The sequence below is a fragment of the Methanococcoides sp. DA23 genome, from assembly GCF_057593895.1.
This window is the reverse complement of the sequence record NZ_CM172520.1, coordinates 1-18,783: the sequence shown is the minus strand read 5'-3', so window position 1 is coordinate 18,783 and position 18,783 is coordinate 1. Positions and strand designations below refer to the sequence as shown.

General features: G+C 48.1%; 6 protein-coding genes, 1 tRNA gene and 7 rRNA genes. 9 read left to right on the top strand and 5 right to left on the bottom strand.

All coding sequences use genetic code 11. The features are described 5' to 3' along the window. Window position 1: 1 nt before the first annotated feature. The gene (locus tag AC20MK_RS00070; RefSeq protein ID WP_487355994.1) at window positions 2-1,072 is read left to right on the top strand and encodes a (Fe-S)-binding protein; all 1,071 of its coding nucleotides are present in this window, start codon (window positions 2-4) and stop codon (window positions 1,070-1,072) included. A gap of 6 nt (window positions 1,073-1,078) precedes the next feature. Here the strand turns inward: AC20MK_RS00070 and AC20MK_RS00065 are convergent, their stop codons facing one another. From AC20MK_RS00065 to AC20MK_RS00045, 5 genes are read right to left on the bottom strand one after another with little or no spacing between them, the layout of a single operon-like run. Beyond that, window positions 1,079-2,608: a hybrid sensor histidine kinase/response regulator gene (locus AC20MK_RS00065; protein WP_487355993.1), complete on the bottom strand. Its 1,530-nt coding sequence runs from the start codon at window positions 2,606-2,608 to the stop codon at window positions 1,079-1,081. Between the two features lie 59 nt (window positions 2,609-2,667). Then, window positions 2,668-4,536: a YgiQ family radical SAM protein gene (locus AC20MK_RS00060; RefSeq protein WP_487355992.1), complete on the bottom strand. Its 1,869-nt coding sequence runs from the start codon at window positions 4,534-4,536 to the stop codon at window positions 2,668-2,670. Between the two features lie 11 nt (window positions 4,537-4,547). Continuing rightward, window positions 4,548-5,183, bottom strand: a complete 636-nt coding sequence (locus tag AC20MK_RS00055) for an MBL fold metallo-hydrolase (RefSeq protein ID WP_487355991.1) — start codon at window positions 5,181-5,183, stop codon at window positions 4,548-4,550. Between the two features lie 20 nt (window positions 5,184-5,203). Beyond that, the gene (locus AC20MK_RS00050; protein ID WP_487355990.1) at window positions 5,204-5,959 is read right to left on the bottom strand and encodes a TatD family hydrolase; all 756 of its coding nucleotides are present in this window, start codon (window positions 5,957-5,959) and stop codon (window positions 5,204-5,206) included. A gap of 5 nt (window positions 5,960-5,964) precedes the next feature. Next, entirely contained in the window at window positions 5,965-7,458 is a 1,494-nt protein-coding gene (locus AC20MK_RS00045; RefSeq protein ID WP_487357026.1) for a 2-isopropylmalate synthase, read from the bottom strand. A gap of 786 nt (window positions 7,459-8,244) precedes the next feature. On the opposite strand from AC20MK_RS00045, the gene AC20MK_RS00040 reads away from it, so the two are divergent. From AC20MK_RS00040 to rrf (AC20MK_RS00005), 8 genes are all read left to right on the top strand, one after another. After that, window positions 8,245-9,720: ribosomal RNA gene (locus AC20MK_RS00040) — 16S ribosomal RNA — on the top strand. 211 nt (window positions 9,721-9,931) lie between these two features. Then, window positions 9,932-12,857, top strand: a 23S ribosomal RNA gene (locus AC20MK_RS00035). A 69-nt stretch (window positions 12,858-12,926) separates the two neighbouring features. After that, a 5S ribosomal RNA gene (rrf, locus tag AC20MK_RS00030) occupies window positions 12,927-13,047 on the top strand. A gap of 195 nt (window positions 13,048-13,242) precedes the next feature. Further along, window positions 13,243-13,314 (top strand) — tRNA-Cys (locus AC20MK_RS00025). 123 nt (window positions 13,315-13,437) lie between these two features. Further along, window positions 13,438-13,558 (top strand): 5S ribosomal RNA (gene rrf / locus AC20MK_RS00020). 373 nt (window positions 13,559-13,931) lie between these two features. Then, a 16S ribosomal RNA gene (locus AC20MK_RS00015) occupies window positions 13,932-15,407 on the top strand. Between the two features lie 211 nt (window positions 15,408-15,618). Next, window positions 15,619-18,546: ribosomal RNA gene (locus AC20MK_RS00010) — 23S ribosomal RNA — on the top strand. A 69-nt stretch (window positions 18,547-18,615) separates the two neighbouring features. After that, window positions 18,616-18,736 (top strand): 5S ribosomal RNA (gene rrf / locus AC20MK_RS00005). The 16S, 23S and 5S rRNA genes sit together here with 1 tRNA gene alongside, the layout of an rRNA operon. The last annotated feature ends 47 nt before the right edge of the window (window positions 18,737-18,783 follow it).

Genomic DNA, 18,783 nt, shown 5'->3' with positions numbered 1-18,783 from the left:
TATGCAGGAAGATAAGCAAAGGTCGATACTCAAATGTGTCCGTTGCGGGACATGCCGTAGCATATGCCCGGTCTTTGAAGAACTTGGTTGGGAATCCTTCAGTACGAGAGGGCGTATGCTTCTTGCAAAGGGCATCTCAAAAGGGATGGATGTGGATGAAAGTATGATCGATAGCATCAATACCTGTACCACATGTGGACTGTGTGAGCAGATGTGTCCTGCAGGAGCAAGGCCACCTGATGTCTTTGAAGAGTTACGTCGCGACCTTGTCAGGATGGGCAAGGTCAAAGACTCACAATTGGAATTGTATAATAATACCCTTCTTACAGGAAATCCCCTTGGTGAAAAGAGGTCTGGTACGAGTTCTATACTGGAGCAAAGGGATGTTCCAAAGGTGGCAGACTATGTATATTTCGTAGGGTGCCTTGGTTCATATAGATTCAGGGAAGGTGCTCTCAGGACATATGATCTTATCAAAGATATAGGGGTGACCGTACTTTCCGATGAGGTCTGTTGTGGTTCTCCGCTACTCAGGACCGGATTCGATGCGGATGAGCTTATACGACATAATCTTGAGCAGATCGAAAAGACCGGTGCGCATACCCTCATAGCCAGTTGTGCAGGGTGCTATAATACGTTCAAGAATGATTATCCCGACAGGTTCAATGTTGTTCACATCACTGAATTTTTGGCGGAACATATTGATGAATTGGGTCTTGGAAGGCTGGATCTTACGGTAACTTATCACGATCCTTGTCATCTTGGCAGGGCAAACCGGATCTTTGATGCTCCCCGAAAACTGATAATGGCTGTCTGTGACCTTAAAGAGATGAGGACCAACAGGGAAAATGCCAGATGTTGCGGAGGGGGTGGGGGAGTTAGAAAAGGCTATCCTGAACTTTCGGCCTCAATTGCTAAAAAGAGGATAATGGATGTTCCCGAGGGTGTGTATTATATTGTGACATGCTGTCCGTTGTGCAGGACGAATCTGGAGCAGGTAAGCGATGTGCCGGTAATTGATCTGCTTGACCTATTATATATGGCAAAAAAGGAAGGGACGAAGGCCGTCTAAGTTCATTTATTTGCAGATGGGGCCTTTATCAACGAATGCAGGCAATTTGACATGGATCTCAGTGCCCTGGTCCACTTCACTGTTTACCCATATGGTGCCTCTATGCGCTTCGATTATCTTTTTACAGATGATCAGTCCATAATCCTGACTACAGTAACAGATATCGCATTCTGTCTTTTCTTCAGGGGCCTCACTGAATATATGAGTAAGCATCTCTTTTGGAATGCCTTTTCCTGTATCTTTTATGACGATGTGTATGTCCCCGTTCTCTTCTGAGGCAAGGATGGATATCTTCCTTCCTGAGGGGGTATATTTGATAGCATTACCAAGCAGATGCATCAATACACTTTCTATGTACTTTGCGTTCCCGTTTACCGGGGAGAGCGAATCGGAAATGTCGGTGGTGACCTCGATCCCCTTCTGATCGATCTGGGGGAACATGTCCTTTTTGATCATTTCAAGTACTCTTTTGATATTAATAAGACTGAATGTGTATTTTATAGTCTCGTTCTGCATTTCACTTACATAGAACAGGGATTCTATAAGATGTTGCAGGCGTTCTGAATTTCGGACCACCGATTCCATTGTCTTTTTTTGATGCTCGTTCAGGTCCCCCAGTCTTTCATTATAGAGCAGGTCACTGAAGCCTTTTATTGATATCAGTGGTGTTCTTAGTTCATGGTTGATGTTTGCCAGGAATTCATCTTTCAACTTGTGGGAGATCTGGAGCTTTTCGTTAGCCTTTGAAAGTTCTTCTTCAATATTTTTCCTTTCAGTCGTGTCTTCCCCTGAACGAATTATCCCTGTGATGTTGCCTTCATCATCTTTCAATAATACATCATGCCAGAGGATTATGCGTTCGGAAAACGTGCCATCCGCATTTTTAGTCACTACTAAACGTTCGTAATATTCAGGCGGTTCGGCTTTACCGCTCAATGTATCAAGCAGATCCTGTTTTCGGCTCTCACGTTCGTTTTCCGGAATAAAATCTATCCAGCTTTTACCGCGAATATCCTTTTTTTCCCAGCCAAAGATATCACAGGTCTTCTGATTTGCGAACACTATCTCTGTGTCCGTGTTGATTATAACAATGATAGTGCCTGCTGCATCGAGATATTTATACGCCTGGTTCCTTTCCTGGATTATTTTTTCCTGCAGTTGTTTTATTTTTAACAGGGATTGCACACGGCTTAATATTTCCAGATTACTGAAAGGTTTGTTGAGAAAATCGTCTGCACCTTCTTCAAGGCTTTTTATCTTTTCTTCCTTTTCTTCCAGTGAGGTCAGCACGATGATGGGTATGAGCTTTGTGCGTTCATCGTTCTTCAATGTCCTGCAAAGCTCATGGCCCGTAATGTCTGGCATCATGGTGTCAAGTATGATTATATCAGGACTTTCGTTAATTGCGATCTCATGACCCTTGCGACCGGAATATGCCTTTATAAATTCATAGTCGGAGCTGAGTATGGCTTCCAGCATTTCGACATCATCATTTTCATTATCGATGATCAGTATTTTCGATATTTTTCGGGTCATGTTCCTTCTATGAAGTTATGGAATTCAGCCTATCGATAATCTTCATATTATAAAAATTTTCATCTTTTGGGCGAAAACATGTTCTTACCTTTTCGTGGTATAAGGCAATTCCAGGTATTCCCGATAAGGTCCTCTCGGTCTGCATTTTTCAATCCTTCGAAGATAAGGCCATGGTTTTTCGGATCACGGTAATGCATTATTGCTCTCTGTATGTTCTTTTCCCTACGGGAAGTGGCCACATAGACCGTTTTTCCTGTGAAGGGATCAAGTCCTGTGTGGAACATACAGGTTGCTACTGTCATCGGGGTTGGTATGAAATCCTGTACCTGTTCGGTATATCTGTCAGTTGCTTTGATGTACTCTGCAAGTTCTATCATATCATCCATTGTACATGCAGGGTGGCCTGACATAAGGAACGTTACAAGATACTGGTCTTTGTTCAGTCTCTTGTTGGTTTCCTTAAATATCTTGGCAAATTTCTCGAATACTTCCCTTCCTGGCTTTTTCATGCAGTCTGTGACCGACTTTGAAAAGTGTTCAGGTGCTATCTTCAACTGACCGCTGACGTGGTATTGACAGAGCTCTGTGATATATTCAGGGTCCTGTAAGGCGAGGTCATATCGGACTCCATAACTTACAAAAACGCGCTTTACTTCCGGCATTTCCCGAAGCTGGCGCAACATCTCGATATTCTCTTTGTGGGATGTGTCCATGGAGGGGCAGGGTTCAGGGTAAAGGCAAAGTTTGTCCTTGCAGACACCCTTTTTCTCCCAGTTCTTGCATTTCATGGCATACATGTTAGCACTTGGTCCGCCAACACCTATTATATTGCCTTTGAACTCTTTCATTCTTGTCAGGAGCTCAGCTTCATGCAATATGGAGTCAATGCTACGGCTCGTTATCATTCTTCCCTGATGTTGTGCTATAGCGCAGAAAGAACAGCTTCCAAAACAGCCTCTGTGAGTTGTTATTGAAAATCGTACAGTTTCAAGGGCAGGTACTGGCTCTTTGTATGAGGGATGTTCCCGTCGGGTGTAAGGTAGGTCATAGACATGGTCGAGCTCTTCCTGGGAAAGCTGTCTCATTGGGGGGTTCTGGACGATGGTCGTTTTTGGATGAGGCTGGACAAGGGTGCCCCCTCTTACTGGGTCCTGTTGGTCATACATCAGCTTGAATGCTTTTGCATAGGTCGGCTTGTCCTTTGATACTTCATTGTAGGAAGGCATTTCCACATAAGGGAAAGGTATCTGGTCGTTCTCTTTCGCTTCCTTCCATTTCTTTACCTCAAGTTTCCATGTTGTCCCGGGAATATCATTTATGTTCTTGATATCTTCTCCTGAATCGAGCCTTCGGGCGATCTCGGGGGTTTGCAGCTCTCCCATTCCATATACAAGAAGGTCTGCGGGCGCATCGGCTAGTATGGATTGCCTTACTTTGCCGGACCAGTGGTCGAATTCAGCAAAACGCCTGAGGGATGCTTCTATTCCACCGATGACTATGGGTACGTCAGGATATGTCTGTTTTAATCTGTTGGAGTAGACAACGACTGCACGGCTGGGGCGAAGTCCTGGTTTTCCACCAGGGGAGTACATGTCCTTTGGACGTGGTTTGAGTGCAGGGGTGTAGTTGCTGACCATTGAGTCAGTGTTCCCTGAAGTGACTGCGAAGAAAAGCCGGGGTTTTCCCAGTTTGGTGAAATCCTTTGTGTCCTCCCAGTTCGGTTGGGCGATGATCCCTACTTTGAATCCTGCATCTTCCAGGACGCGTCCTATGATGGTCGCACCAAAACCTGGGTGGTCCACATAGGCATCACCTGTTACAATGATTATGTCAAGCTGATCCCATCCGCGGCTCTTGATGTCTTTAATATCCATTGGGAGAAAGCGGGATGTATCTATCTTTTTCGGGTTACGTTTTTTCTGTGACATGTGTTTGTCCTTTATCGGTATGCTCTTGACATCTGTAGTGATAAACGTATCTGCTTGTTCACGTCATCACTGGTAACTGGGCCGTGTCCTGGGTAGAGGGTGATCACATCCAGTTCTGTTAGTTTTTCTATGGATGCTGAAAGCTGGTCCAATGAGCCGCCGGTAAAATCGGTGCGGCCAATTCCTCCATTGGGGAATACAGTGTCACCTGAGAAAAGGCTTTTCGACTGTGGCTCGTAGAGTGAGATCCCTCCTGGGGTGTGACCGGGGGTGTGAATGACCTCCAGGGCTTCGGTTTCGCTTATCTCTATTATGTCACCGTTCTCGTAGAGGATGTCCGGGTCGATGTCCGGAGCTGGTGCGGAGAATAGTACGGATACACTCTCTTCTTTGCTTTTCAGGGCTTGAGCGTCATCTTTGTGGATGGCGATGGGTGCATTGCATATTTCTGCTACTGATTTAGCTGCGGCGCAATGGTCGAAGTGCGAGTGGGTCAGTATTATCAGTTCGATGTTTTCAGGTTGGGTGTGCTCTTTTATTTTTTGTATGAGCCTCTCGGTATCCATTCCGGGATCGATGAGTATCTTTTCGTTTATGAGGTATGAGTTGGATGCGTATGGGGATGTGTTTATGCTGATGATCTTCATTGTTTGACTCCGGGTGTGTTTTAGATGCCAAATATCTTTTTTGTGTTCCTGAAAGTGGCGTTTGCAATGGTCTCAATATCTGTACCTTTTGCTTCTGCTATTACTGAGAGGTTGTCCAGTACGAATGCGGGTTCGTTCCGACCTTTGCGAGGGGACAGGTAAGGGCTGTCGGTCTCAATGAGCATTTTGTCAAGGGGGACGGTTTCTGCTATTTTACGGTGGTGTTCTGAAAAACAGACTATTGTTGGTATGGATATGTAGTATCCTGCATCGGTTATCCTGGTGGCTGTTTCTATTGAGCCTCCATAGCAGTGGAAGACGACCTTGTCGAGGTCCTTTACCATTTCAAAACAGTCTTCTTCGGCTTCCCTTCCGTGAATCACGAGTGTCTTTTCGTATCTTTCTGCTATCTCTATTACCTTACGGAAGTACTGTTTCTGGTTTTCCCTTTCCTTCTCTTCCTTATGGTAATGATAGTCAAGTCCTGCTTCTCCTATGCCTACTGCCTGTTCTGCATGCAGTTCCAGTTGGAGGAGGATCGAATCGGCTACTTCGTTGCCGTAGTGGGATACTACCAGAGGGCTTAGGCCAATTGTAGGATAGATAAAATCATATTCGCTTGCAAGTGCGAGTGTTGCCTGGTTCGTTTTCAGGTCAATTCCCGAGTTGACCATTTTAACAACACCCGCGTTGCGTGCTCTTTCTATTGTTTCGTCACGGTCACGGTTGAACTTCGGGAAGTCAAGGTGACAGTGTGAGTCTATGACCTTTAGCATGCTCCTCATGTTTTGAGGAGCATGTTAATAGCTGTTACGAGAGCTTCGACGGATGCGAGGACAATGTCAGCGTTTGCTGCGCGTGCGGTCACTATCCTGCCCTTGTCGTCCTGTACTCCGATTATCACTTCTGCAAGGGCATCGGATCCACCGGTTACGGCTTCGATCTTAAAGTCGTGGATGGTCACTTTTGTGTGCTGTCCGATAAGGGTCTCAACTGCTTTTAGTGCAGCGTCGACTGGTCCCACCCCTACGTTGGATGTTACGCATTCTTTTCCGTTGAAGAGTGCTTTGACAACTGCGGTGGATGTGGTTATGTTACCGGTCATGACACTGACCTCTTTCAGGTCTATAGCTGGCATTCCTTCAGGTCTGCCGAGGATATCGAGTGCTATCGTGTAAAGGTCTGCGTCGGTTATGCGTTTGCCTTTGTCTGCAAGCATTTTGACCTTCTGGATGATCGCATCGAGCTGAGCCTCTGTTGGCTCTATGTTCGCAGATTGAAGGGACCTTAGGACAGCGTGCTTTCCTGCGTGTTTTCCGAGTACTATCCTGCGAGTGTGTCCGACCATTTCAGGTGTCATGATGCCTGGTTCGAATGTATCGGAATTTTCGAGGACACCGTGGGTGTGTATGCCGGACTCATGGGCAAATGCGTTCTCTCCTACAACAGGCATGTGAGGAGGTATTTGAACGCCTGTGTAACGTTCGACCATTCGTGCGGTCTCTACGATATACTCGGTATTGATGTTCGTTTTTGCACCGTATATAGAGTGCAGGCTCATTACTGTTTCCGCAAGATCTGCATTTCCGGCACGTTCTCCCAGTCCGTTGACGGTGACCTGTGCCTGGCTTGCACCGGCTTCTATTGCCATGAGACTGTTTGCAACGGCAAGTCCGAAATCATTGTGACAGTGGGTGTCTATGGGGATGTTTATGTCCTTGTCCAGCTCGCTGATAAGGCGATACATGCCGGAGGGTGCAATCACTCCCACTGTGTCGGGGACGTTGATGATGTCACATCCTGCGTCTTCGACTGCCTTGTATACTTCTATCAAGTAGTCAAGGTCTGTGCGGGTTGCATCCATTGCAGAGAACATGCAGCGCATGCCGTGGTCCTTTATGTACTGTACGGCATTTACTGACATCTCAATGACCTCTTCGCGACTCTTTTTGATGGTATGTATCCTCTGGATGTCGGATGTGGAGACAAAAGTATGTATCATTCCCACGCCTGCATCTATACATGCATCAAGGTCTCTTGTTAGTACGCGTGCAAGGCCACATACTTCTGATGTGAGGCCTGCGTTTGCGATGTTGCGAACAGATTCCATGTCTCCGTCAGAGGCTATGGGGAATCCTGCTTCTATGGTATCCACTCCAAGTTTGGAAAGCTGATGAGCTATCTCGATCTTTTGCTCAGGAGTTAGGGATACGCCGGGGGTTTGTTCGCCGTCACGAAGGGTAGTGTCAAAAATGCTTATCTTTCGGTTTCGGATGGGTTCATCGACGTAAAAATCGATCCCTCAGTTGTGTATTTGTATCCATAATGATCAGTAATATGACATTATTAATAGTATAAAAAGAAAACGACTTGAAGTATTTTATTACTTTGAATGGTATGTATATTTTTCAATATACTAGTATTAGTAGAGTGTTCATATATTTTCAATTGCTGATCTTTGTGAGCTTACGCCGGAGAGTTTCATATCTTCCGAAGTAGAAGGCACCAATTAAGAAAGAAGTTATTCCTATTATGGTAAATTTGTTTGAGATATCAAGGGCATATGTTCCTGCAAATATCTATTCCATGTCATGTACCAAAAATGGATTTATATAAACCCATGTCAAGCATTGTCACACTACATATAAATACGAGAGCGTAGTGTTAGGGGTGCTCTCATTGAGCTGATCTGTGCCATTTTCGGTACGATCAGGATGAGGGTTCAAAAACGTTTATGCTCTTCATGACTGGATTCACATTCTCAAAAAATGTGTTCATGCGTTCCGATTCGGAACGTATATATAGCATGGAGGAGTTTAAGGAACTCCGCACAATGTGTGGAATTTCAATCACCTTCAATTCAAGATCATTGGTGGAGACCTGAGCTTTTCAGGTCTGACGTTGAATTTGGCAGTTCGATTAATTCTGACTGATAGTGTAAATCTATCTATCGAGAACTAATCGAAATTGTGCATGAATAAGTAACTCTCTAATTCACTTTAGAGTGTTCTTTTCCGACAATTTTTAAGTTTAACTTCCAATTAGTGTGCTTTAACAACAAACTCTGGTTGATCCTGCCAGAGGTTACTGCTATCGGTGTTCGACTAAGCCATGCGAGTCATATGTTCTTCGTGAACATGGCGGACTGCTCAGTAACACGTGGATAACCTGCCCTTAGGTTCGGCATAACTCCGGGAAACTGGAGATAATTCCGAATAGGTCAAATATGCTGGAATGCTTTTTGGCCAAAAGACCTCGGTTGCCTAAGGATGGATCTGCGGTCTATCAGGTAGTAGTGGGTGTAACGTACCTACTAGCCTACGACGGATATGGGTTGTGAGAGCAAGAGCCCAGAGATGGATTCTGAGACATGAATCCAGGCCCTACGGGGCGCAGCAGGCGCGAAAACTTTACAATGCGGGAAACCGCGATAAGGGGACACCGAGTGCCAGCATTTATGTTGGCTGTCCACATGTGTAAACGGCATGTGTTAGCAAGGGCCGGGCAAGACCGGTGCCAGCCGCCGCGGTAACACCGGCGGCCCGAGTGGTAATCACTTTTATTGGGTCTAAAGGGTCCGTAGCCGGTTTGATCAGTTCTTCGGGAAATCTGACAGCTCAACTGTTAGGCTTCCGGGGAATACTGTCAGACTTGGGACCGGGAGAGGTAAGAGGTACTACAGGGGTAGGAGTGAAATCTTGTAATCCCTGTGGGACCACCAGTGGCGAAGGCGTCTTACCAGAACGGGTCCGACGGTGAGGGACGAAAGCTGGGGGCACGAACCGGATTAGATACCCGGGTAGTCCCAGCCGTAAACGATGTTCGCTAGGTGTCAGGGGCGGTGCGACCGCTTCTGGTGCCGTAGGGAAGCCGTGAAGCGAACCACCTGGGAAGTACGGCCGCAAGGCTGAAACTTAAAGGAATTGGCGGGGGAGCACTACAACGGGTGGAGCCTGCGGTTTAATTGGACTCAACGCCGGAAAACTCACCGGGGGCGACAGCAAAATGTAGGTCAAGCTAAAGACTTTACCTGAATCGCTGAGAGGAGGTGCATGGCCGTCGTCAGTTCGTACTGTGAAGCATCCTGTTAAGTCAGGCAACGAGCGAGACCCGTGCCCACTGTTGCCAGCATGTCCTTCGGGATGATGGGTACTCTGTGGGGACCGCTGGTGCTAAACCAGAGGAAGGTGCGGGCTACGGTAGGTCAGTATGCCCCGAATCTCCCGGGCTACACGCGGGCTACAATGGTTGGGACAATGGGTCCCTACACCGAAAGGTGATGGTAATCTCTTAAACCCAACCGTAGTTCGAATCGAGGACTGTAACTCGTCCTCGTGAAGCTGGAATCCGTAGTAATCGCGTTTCAACATAGCGCGGTGAATACGTCCCTGCTCCTTGCACACACCGCCCGTCAAACCACCCGAGTGAGGTATGGGTGAGGGCACGGACTTAGTGCCGTGTTCGAACCTAAATTTCGCAAGGGGGGTTAAGTCGTAACAAGGTAGCCGTAGGGGAATCTGCGGCTGGATCACCTCCTAAGCAAGATCCGCACAAAGCGGATCGCCGCTATCAGTCAGAAATCGATAAACTGCCAAATTCAACAAACCACTTTCAATGATTACAATCATCAAGTGCACCAGGCAAGTAACGTTGCCCGGGAAGGATGGATGTGCCTGATACCCCATATCAGGTACTATGAGATCATGTATAAGTATTACATATCAGACGCTCACTGGACAAAGTGAGATGGACTCTGGTAATTATGCCGTCAGGTGGATGGCTCGGCTCAAGCGCTGATGAAGGACGTGCCAAGCTGCGATAAGCCCAGGGTAGGTGCATGGAACCTATGAACCTGGGATTTCCTAATGAGACCTCTTAGCACATTTGTGCTGATCAGTAATGATCGGGAACGCCCCGAATTGAAACATCTTAGTAGGGGCAGGAAGAGAAATCGAAGAGATGCCGTTAGTAATGGCGAATGAACACGGCACAGTTCAAACTGAATCCCTCCAGTAATGTGAGGGAGATGTGGTGTTGTAGGAACTTTCTAAGATTCCGACCTTTTCTTAGCTGAACTTTTCTGGAACGTTAGACCATAGAGTGTGATAGTCACGTAAGCAATGAAAAGAGGAATTGGAAATGTTCCTGAGTATCGTGTGTTGGAAATCACGCGAGAATTTGGGAGGCACCAACTTCCAAAACTAAATACGTCTTGAGACCGATAGCGAAATAGTAGGGTGACCGAAAACTGAAAAGTACCCCCAAAAGGGAGGTTAAAAGTGCCTGAAACCTGATGGTGATGGAGCGATATGGCATGAAAGGATCTTTGGTTCGAAGGAATCAACCGCGAGGTTGTAGTACGAGTTCCAATGCCGATGTCATATCATACGTTTTGAAGAACGGGCCAGGGAGTGTAACTAAGTGGCGATGGCTAACCTTTTATCTGGGAAGCCGAAGCGAAAGCAACATGCGTGCAACCTTCGGGTGAGACGCGGCGTATACAAGTGCGTGGAGTCACTAAGTTACGACCCGAAGCCGGGTGATCTAGGCGTGGGCAGGTTGAAGCGTGGCGAAAGCTACGTGGAGGACCGCAAGCGGTATTGATCTGCAAATCATTCGTGTGACCTGCGTCTCGGAGTGAAAGGCTAATCTAACCCGGCATCAGCTGGTTCCTTCCGAAACATGTCGTAGCATGACCTAACTGGAGATAGTCGGTGGAGTAGAGCACTGATTGATGGTCCTGGGGAAGAAATTCCTCACCCGTCTGTCAAACTCCGAACCCACCGTCGTCGTAGAAGGTTGGAGTCCGGACTACTGGGGTAAGCCTGTAGTCCGTAAGGGAGACAACCCAGCCCGTGGTTAAGGTCCCTAAGTGTCGACTAAGTGTTAATACTAAAGGGCGTCCCAAGCCCTAGACAGCTGGAAGGTTAGCTTAGAAGCAGCTATCCTTTAAAGAGTGCGTAACAGCCCACCAGTCGAGGTTTGGGGCCCCGAAAATGGACGGGGCTCAAGTCGACCACCGATACCACGGAGTACCGAAAGGTAATCTTGTAGGAAGGCGTTGCGTTTGGGTAGAAGCAGGGCTGTGAAGTCCTGTGGACCGAGCGGAAACGAAAATCCTGGTAATAGTAGCAGCATAGTTAGGTGAGAATCCTAACCGCCGAAGGGGCTAGGTTTCCTCGGCAATGATCGTCAGCCGAGGGTTAGTCGGTCCTAAGTTGTACCGTAATTCGAGTACATCAAAAGGGAAACAGGTTAATATTCCTGTACTATTCAACAATAAAACTGACGTTTTGGGGCAGGCTGAGCGGCGCTGTCGCGCCGTTTAAGCATCTAAATCCGTGGAGAGCCGTAATGGCGAGAAGCGGACGAATATGTTATGACGAAAGTCGGCTGCACCCCGGAACCCGTGAAAAGGGAGTTGAATATCCGTACCGAGATCTGACACAGGTGCCCCTAGCTGAAAAGGCTAAGGCGTGTCGGAATAATTTGGCTAAGGGAATTCGGCAAATTGGCTCCGTAACTTCGGGAGAAGGAGTGCCTGCCGTGAAGACGGCAGGTCGCAGTGACCAGGGAACTCTAACTGTCTAATATCAACATAGGAGATCGCAAACCCGTAAGGGCTAGTACGATCTCTGAATCCTGCTCAGTGCAGGTACCTGAAACTTCGGTTCAACGGAAAGAAGGGCCTGTAAACAGCGGGGGTAACTATGACCCTCTTAAGGTAGCGTAGTACCTTGTCGCTTAATTGGCGACTTGCATGAATGGATCAATGAGAGTTCTACTGTCCCTAGCCAGAGTCCGGTGAAGCTTACATTCTAGTGCAGAGTCTAGAGACCTCTAGGGGGAAGTGAAGACCCCGTGGAGCTTTACTGCAGCCTGTCGCTGGGTTGTGATTTTGGATGTACAGTGTAGGTAGGAGACGTCGAAGCCGGTGCGCCAGCATCGGTGGAGTCGCAATTGGGACACTACCCTTCCAAAGTTACGACCCTCACTCCGTGAGGAGGACCCCGATAGGTGGGCAGTTTGCCTGGGGCGGGACGCCCTTGAAAAGATATCAAGGGCGCGCAATGGTTAACTCAAGTGGGTCGGAAACCTACTGAAGAGTGCAAGAGCATAAGTTAGCCTGACGTGATTCAGCACAGTAGTGGATCACGAGACGAAAGTCGGTTCTAGCGAACCTTTATGTCCCGCTTGGTGCGGGCTAAAGATGACAGAAAAGTTACCCCGGGGATAATTGAGTCGTTGCCGGCAAGAGCACATATCGACCCGGCAGCTTGCTACCTCGATGTCGGTTCTTTCCATCCTGGCTGTGCAGCAGCAGCCAAGGGTGAGGTTGTTCGCCTATTAAAGGAGATCGTGAGCTGGGTTTAGACCGTCGTGAGACAGGTCGGTTACTATCTACTAGAGGTGTATGTGGTCTGAGGGTAAGTTGCTTTTAGTACGAGAGGAACAGAGCAACGGCGCCACTGGTCGATCGGTTGTCTGACAAGGCACTGCCGAGCAGCTACGCGCTAAGGAATAAGAGCTGAATGCATCTAAGCTCGAAATCTAACCTAAAAAGAGACCACTTTAAGGATTCCGGTAAAAGACCGGATCGATAGGAATGGGATGTAAGCACCAAGGCAACGAGGTGTTCAGTCCGCATTTACTAATATCCGTGCCTCATCTGTCTCGCTTTGTCCAGGCGAAATCTGATATGTAATACAATATACGTGATCACAATCCGTTAATTTGAATGAGTATGGCGGCCATAGCGGTAGGGCCACTCCTGTTCCCATCCGAACACAGAAGATAAGTCTACCCACGTTGTCTACTGTACTGAAGTACGAGAGTCTTCGGGAAATCTACATCGCTGCTATGCTCACTCTATCCAACTCTTTTCTTGACTGATCTTTAACTCAATAGTCGTGACTCTAATTTTCAGCATTTTCAACGATTATTAATCTCATTTCTAATTGTTTATCATCTCTATCGAATCGCATTTCATACTGCCAATATTGACGCAAGGTAAAAGTTTATATGCAAGTTTCACCTACTAGAGACTACATTCCTAATTGCCAAGGTGGCGGAGCGGCTACGCAATCGCCTGCAGAGCGATACCATTCCGGTTCGAATCCGGACCTTGGCTTCATTAATAATAATAAGGTCCTACTTAAAATCCTGACCTCTTGAGCAAGGCCCAAAGGTCGCGCGCTCCAGAAGCGCTGATCTGGATTTGGACCTTGGCTTCATTCATTGATAATAGTAAGAGTATGGCGGCCATAGCGGCAGGGCAACTCCTGTTCCCATCCGAACACAGAAGATAAGCCTGCCCACGTTGCTTACTGTACTGAAGTACGAGAGTCTTCGGGAAATCTGCATCGCTGCTATGCTCACTCTTATTAATCTGCTTTTCTTGATCGTTTGATGAACTAATAATACCCTTTCGTGACGAGTGTCACATTCTCAAAAAATATGGCGTCACCTCCTGATTAGGAAAGTATATATACGATGGCGTTGTTTAAGGAAATCCACTCAATGGGTGGAATTTCAATCACCTTCAATTCAAGATCATTAGTGGAGACCTGAGCTTTTCAGGTCTGACGTTGAATTTGGCAGTTCGATTAATTCTGACTGATAGTGTAAATCTATCTATCGAGAACTAATCGAAATTGTGCATGAATAAGTAACTCTCTAATTCACTTTAGAGTGTTCTTTTCCGACAATTTTTAAGTTTAACTTCCAATTAGTGTGCTTTAACAACAAACTCTGGTTGATCCTGCCAGAGGTTACTGCTATCGGTGTTCGACTAAGCCATGCGAGTCATATGTTCTTCGTGAACATGGCGGACTGCTCAGTAACACGTGGATAACCTGCCCTTAGGTTCGGCATAACTCCGGGAAACTGGAGATAATTCCGAATAGGTCAAATATGCTGGAATGCTTTTTGGCCAAAAGACCTCGGTTGCCTAAGGATGGATCTGCGGTCTATCAGGTAGTAGTGGGTGTAACGTACCTACTAGCCTACGACGGATATGGGTTGTGAGAGCAAGAGCCCAGAGATGGATTCTGAGACATGAATCCAGGCCCTACGGGGCGCAGCAGGCGCGAAAACTTTACAATGCGGGAAACCGCGATAAGGGGACACCGAGTGCCAGCATTTATGTTGGCTGTCCACATGTGTAAACGGCATGTGTTAGCAAGGGCCGGGCAAGACCGGTGCCAGCCGCCGCGGTAACACCGGCGGCCCGAGTGGTAATCACTTTTATTGGGTCTAAAGGGTCCGTAGCCGGTTTGATCAGTTCTTCGGGAAATCTGACAGCTCAACTGTTAGGCTTCCGGGGAATACTGTCAGACTTGGGACCGGGAGAGGTAAGAGGTACTACAGGGGTAGGAGTGAAATCTTGTAATCCCTGTGGGACCACCAGTGGCGAAGGCGTCTTACCAGAACGGGTCCGACGGTGAGGGACGAAAGCTGGGGGCACGAACCGGATTAGATACCCGGGTAGTCCCAGCCGTAAACGATGTTCGCTAGGTGTCAGGGGCGGTGCGACCGCTTCTGGTGCCGTAGGGAAGCCGTGAAGCGAACCACCTGGGAAGTACGGCCGCAAGGCTGAAACTTAAAGGAATTGGCGGGGGAGCACTACAACGGGTGGAGCCTGCGGTTTAATTGGACTCAACGCCGGAAAACTCACCGGGGGCGACAGCAAAATGTAGGTCAAGCTAAAGACTTTACCTGAATCGCTGAGAGGAGGTGCATGGCCGTCGTCAGTTCGTACTGTGAAGCATCCTGTTAAGTCAGGCAACGAGCGAGACCCGTGCCCACTGTTGCCAGCATGTCCTTCGGGATGATGGGTACTCTGTGGGGACCGCTGGTGCTAAACCAGAGGAAGGTGCGGGCTACGGTAGGTCAGTATGCCCCGAATCTCCCGGGCTACACGCGGGCTACAATGGTTGGGACAATGGGTCCCTACACCGAAAGGTGATGGTAATCTCTTAAACCCAACCGTAGTTCGAATCGAGGACTGTAACTCGTCCTCGTGAAGCTGGAATCCGTAGTAATCGCGTTTCAACATAGCGCGGTGAATACGTCCCTGCTCCTTGCACACACCGCCCGTCAAACCACCCGAGTGAGGTATGGGTGAGGGCACGGACTTAGTGCCGTGTTCGAACCTAAATTTCGCAAGGGGGGTTAAGTCGTAACAAGGTAGCCGTAGGGGAATCTGCGGCTGGATCACCTCCTAAGCAAGATCCGCACAAAGCGGATCGCCGCTATCAGTCAGAAATCGATAAACTGCCAAATTCAACAAACCACTTTCAATGATTACAATCATCAAGTGCACCAGGCAAGTAACGTTGCCCGGGAAGGATGGATGTGCCTGATACCCCATATCAGGTACTATGAGATCATGTATAAGTATTACATATCAGACGCTCACTGGACAAAGTGAGATGGACTCTGGTAATTATGCCGTCAGGTGGATGGCTCGGCTCAAGCGCTGATGAAGGACGTGCCAAGCTGCGATAAGCCCAGGGTAGGTGCATGGAACCTATGAACCTGGGATTTCCTAATGAGACCTCTTAGCACATTTGTGCTGATCAGTAATGATCGGGAACGCCCCGAATTGAAACATCTTAGTAGGGGCAGGAAGAGAAATCGAAGAGATGCCGTTAGTAATGGCGAATGAACACGGCACAGTTCAAACTGAATCCCTCCAGTAATGTGAGGGAGATGTGGTGTTGTAGGAACTTTCTAAGATTCCGACCTTTTCTTAGCTGAACTTTTCTGGAACGTTAGACCATAGAGTGTGATAGTCACGTAAGCAATGAAAAGAGGAATTGGAAATGTTCCTGAGTATCGTGTGTTGGAAATCACGCGAGAATTTGGGAGGCACCAACTTCCAAAACTAAATACGTCTTGAGACCGATAGCGAAATAGTAGGGTGACCGAAAACTGAAAAGTACCCCCAAAAGGGAGGTTAAAAGTGCCTGAAACCTGATGGTGATGGAGCGATATGGCATGAAAGGATCTTTGGTTCGAAGGAATCAACCGCGAGGTTGTAGTACGAGTTCCAATGCCGATGTCATATCATACGTTTTGAAGAACGGGCCAGGGAGTGTAACTAAGTGGCGATGGCTAACCTTTTATCTGGGAAGCCGAAGCGAAAGCAACATGCGTGCAACCTTTACGGGTGAGACGCGGCGTATACAAGTGCGTGGAGTCACTAAGTTACGACCCGAAGCCGGGTGATCTAGGCGTGGGCAGGTTGAAGCGTGGCGAAAGCTACGTGGAGGACCGCAAGCGGTATTGATCTGCAAATCATTCGTGTGACCTGCGTCTCGGAGTGAAAGGCTAATCTAACCCGGCATCAGCTGGTTCCTTCCGAAACATGTCGTAGCATGACCTAACTGGAGATAGTCGGTGGAGTAGAGCACTGATTGATGGTCCTGGGGAAGAAATTCCTCACCCGTCTGTCAAACTCCGAACCCACCGTCGTCGTAGAAGGTTGGAGTCCGGACTACTGGGGTAAGCCTGTAGTCCGTAAGGGAGACAACCCAGCCCGTGGTTAAGGTCCCTAAGTGTCGACTAAGTGTTAATACTAAAGGGCGTCCCAAGCCCTAGACAGCTGGAAGGTTAGCTTAGAAGCAGCTATCCTTTAAAGAGTGCGTAACAGCCCACCAGTCGAGGTTTGGGGCCCCGAAAATGGACGGGGCTCAAGTCGACCACCGATACCACGGAGTACCGAAAGGTAATCTTGTAGGAAGGCGTTGCGTTTGGGTAGAAGCAGGGCTGTGAAGTCCTGTGGACCGAGCGGAAACGAAAATCCTGGTAATAGTAGCAGCATAGTTAGGTGAGAATCCTAACCGCCGAAGGGGCTAGGTTTCCTCGGCAATGATCGTCAGCCGAGGGTTAGTCGGTCCTAAGTTGTACCGTAATTCGAGTACATCAAAAGGGAAACAGGTTAATATTCCTGTACTATTCAACAATAAAACTGACGTTTTGGGGCAGGCTGAGCGGCGCTGTCGCGCCGTTTAAGCATCTAAATCTGTGGAGAGCCGTAATGGCGAGAAGCGGACGAATATGTTATGACGAAAGTCGGCTGCACCCCGGAACCCGTGAAAAGGGAGTTGAATATCCGTACCGAGATCTGACACAGGTGCCCCTAGCTGAAAAGGCTAAGGCGTGTCGGAATAATTTGGCTAAGGGAATTCGGCAAATTGGCTCCGTAACTTCGGGAGAAGGAGTGCCTGCCGTGAAGACGGCAGGTCGCAGTGACCAGGGAACTCTAACTGTCTAATATCAACATAGGAGATCGCAAACCCGTAAGGGCTAGTACGATCTCTGAATCCTGCTCAGTGCAGGTACCTGAAACTTCGGTTCAACGGAAAGAAGGGCCTGTAAACAGCGGGGGTAACTATGACCCTCTTAAGGTAGCGTAGTACCTTGTCGCTTAATTGGCGACTTGCATGAATGGATCAATGAGAGTTCTACTGTCCCTAGCCAGAGTCCGGTGAAGCTTACATTCTAGTGCAGAGTCTAGAGACCTCTAGGGGGAAGTGAAGACCCCGTGGAGCTTTACTGCAGCCTGTCGCTGGGTTGTGATTTTGGATGTACAGTGTAGGTAGGAGACGTCGAAGCCGGTGCGCCAGCATCGGTGGAGTCGCAATTGGGACACTACCCTTCCAAAGTTACGACCCTCACTCCGTGAGGAGGACCCCGATAGGTGGGCAGTTTGCCTGGGGCGGGACGCCCTTGAAAAGATATCAAGGGCGCGCAATGGTTAACTCAAGTGGGTCGGAAACCTACTGAAGAGTGCAAGAGCATAAGTTAGCCTGACGTGATTCAGCACAGTAGTGGATCACGAGACGAAAGTCGGTTCTAGCGAACCTTTATGTCCCGCTTGGTGCGGGCTAAAGATGACAGAAAAGTTACCCCGGGGATAATTGAGTCGTTGCCGGCAAGAGCACATATCGACCCGGCAGCTTGCTACCTCGATGTCGGTTCTTTCCATCCTGGCTGTGCAGCAGCAGCCAAGGGTGAGGTTGTTCGCCTATTAAAGGAGATCGTGAGCTGGGTTTAGACCGTCGTGAGACAGGTCGGTTACTATCTACTAGAGGTGTATGTGGTCTGAGGGTAAGTTGCTTTTAGTACGAGAGGAACAGAGCAACGGCGCCACTGGTCGATCGGTTGTCTGACAAGGCACTGCCGAGCAGCTACGCGCTAAGGAATAAGAGCTGAATGCATCTAAGCTCGAAATCTAACCTAAAAAGAGACCACTTTAAGGGTTCCGGTAAAAGACCGGATCGATAGGAATGGGATGTAAGCACCAAGGCAACGAGGTGTTCAGTCCGCATTTACTAATATCCGTGCCTCATCTGTCTCGCTTTGTCCAGGCGAAATCTGATATGTAATACAATATACGTGATCACAATCCGTTAATTTGAATGAGTATGGCGGCCATAGCGGTAGGGCCACTCCTGTTCCCATCCGAACACAGAAGATAAGTCTACCCACGTTGTCTACTGTACTGAAGTACGAGAGTCTTCGGGAAATCTACATCGCTGCTATGCTCACTCTATCCAACTCTTTTCTTGACTGATCTTTAACTCCATAGTCG

Bases quoted from the DNA above. Each gene is read 5' to 3' on its own strand.
- AC20MK_RS00050 (WP_487355990.1), bottom strand. From the start codon at position 5,959: ATGCTAAAGGTCATAGACTCACACTGTCACCTTGACTTCCCGAAGTTC.
- AC20MK_RS00055 (WP_487355991.1), bottom strand. From the start codon at position 5,183: ATGAAGATCATCAGCATAAACACATCCCCATACGCATCCAACTCATAC.
- AC20MK_RS00070 (WP_487355994.1), top strand. From the start codon at position 2: ATGCAGGAAGATAAGCAAAGGTCGATACTCAAATGTGTCCGTTGCGGG.
- AC20MK_RS00065 (WP_487355993.1), bottom strand. From the start codon at position 2,608: ATGACCCGAAAAATATCGAAAATACTGATCATCGATAATGAAAATGAT.
- AC20MK_RS00060 (WP_487355992.1), bottom strand. From the start codon at position 4,536: ATGTCACAGAAAAAACGTAACCCGAAAAAGATAGATACATCCCGCTTT.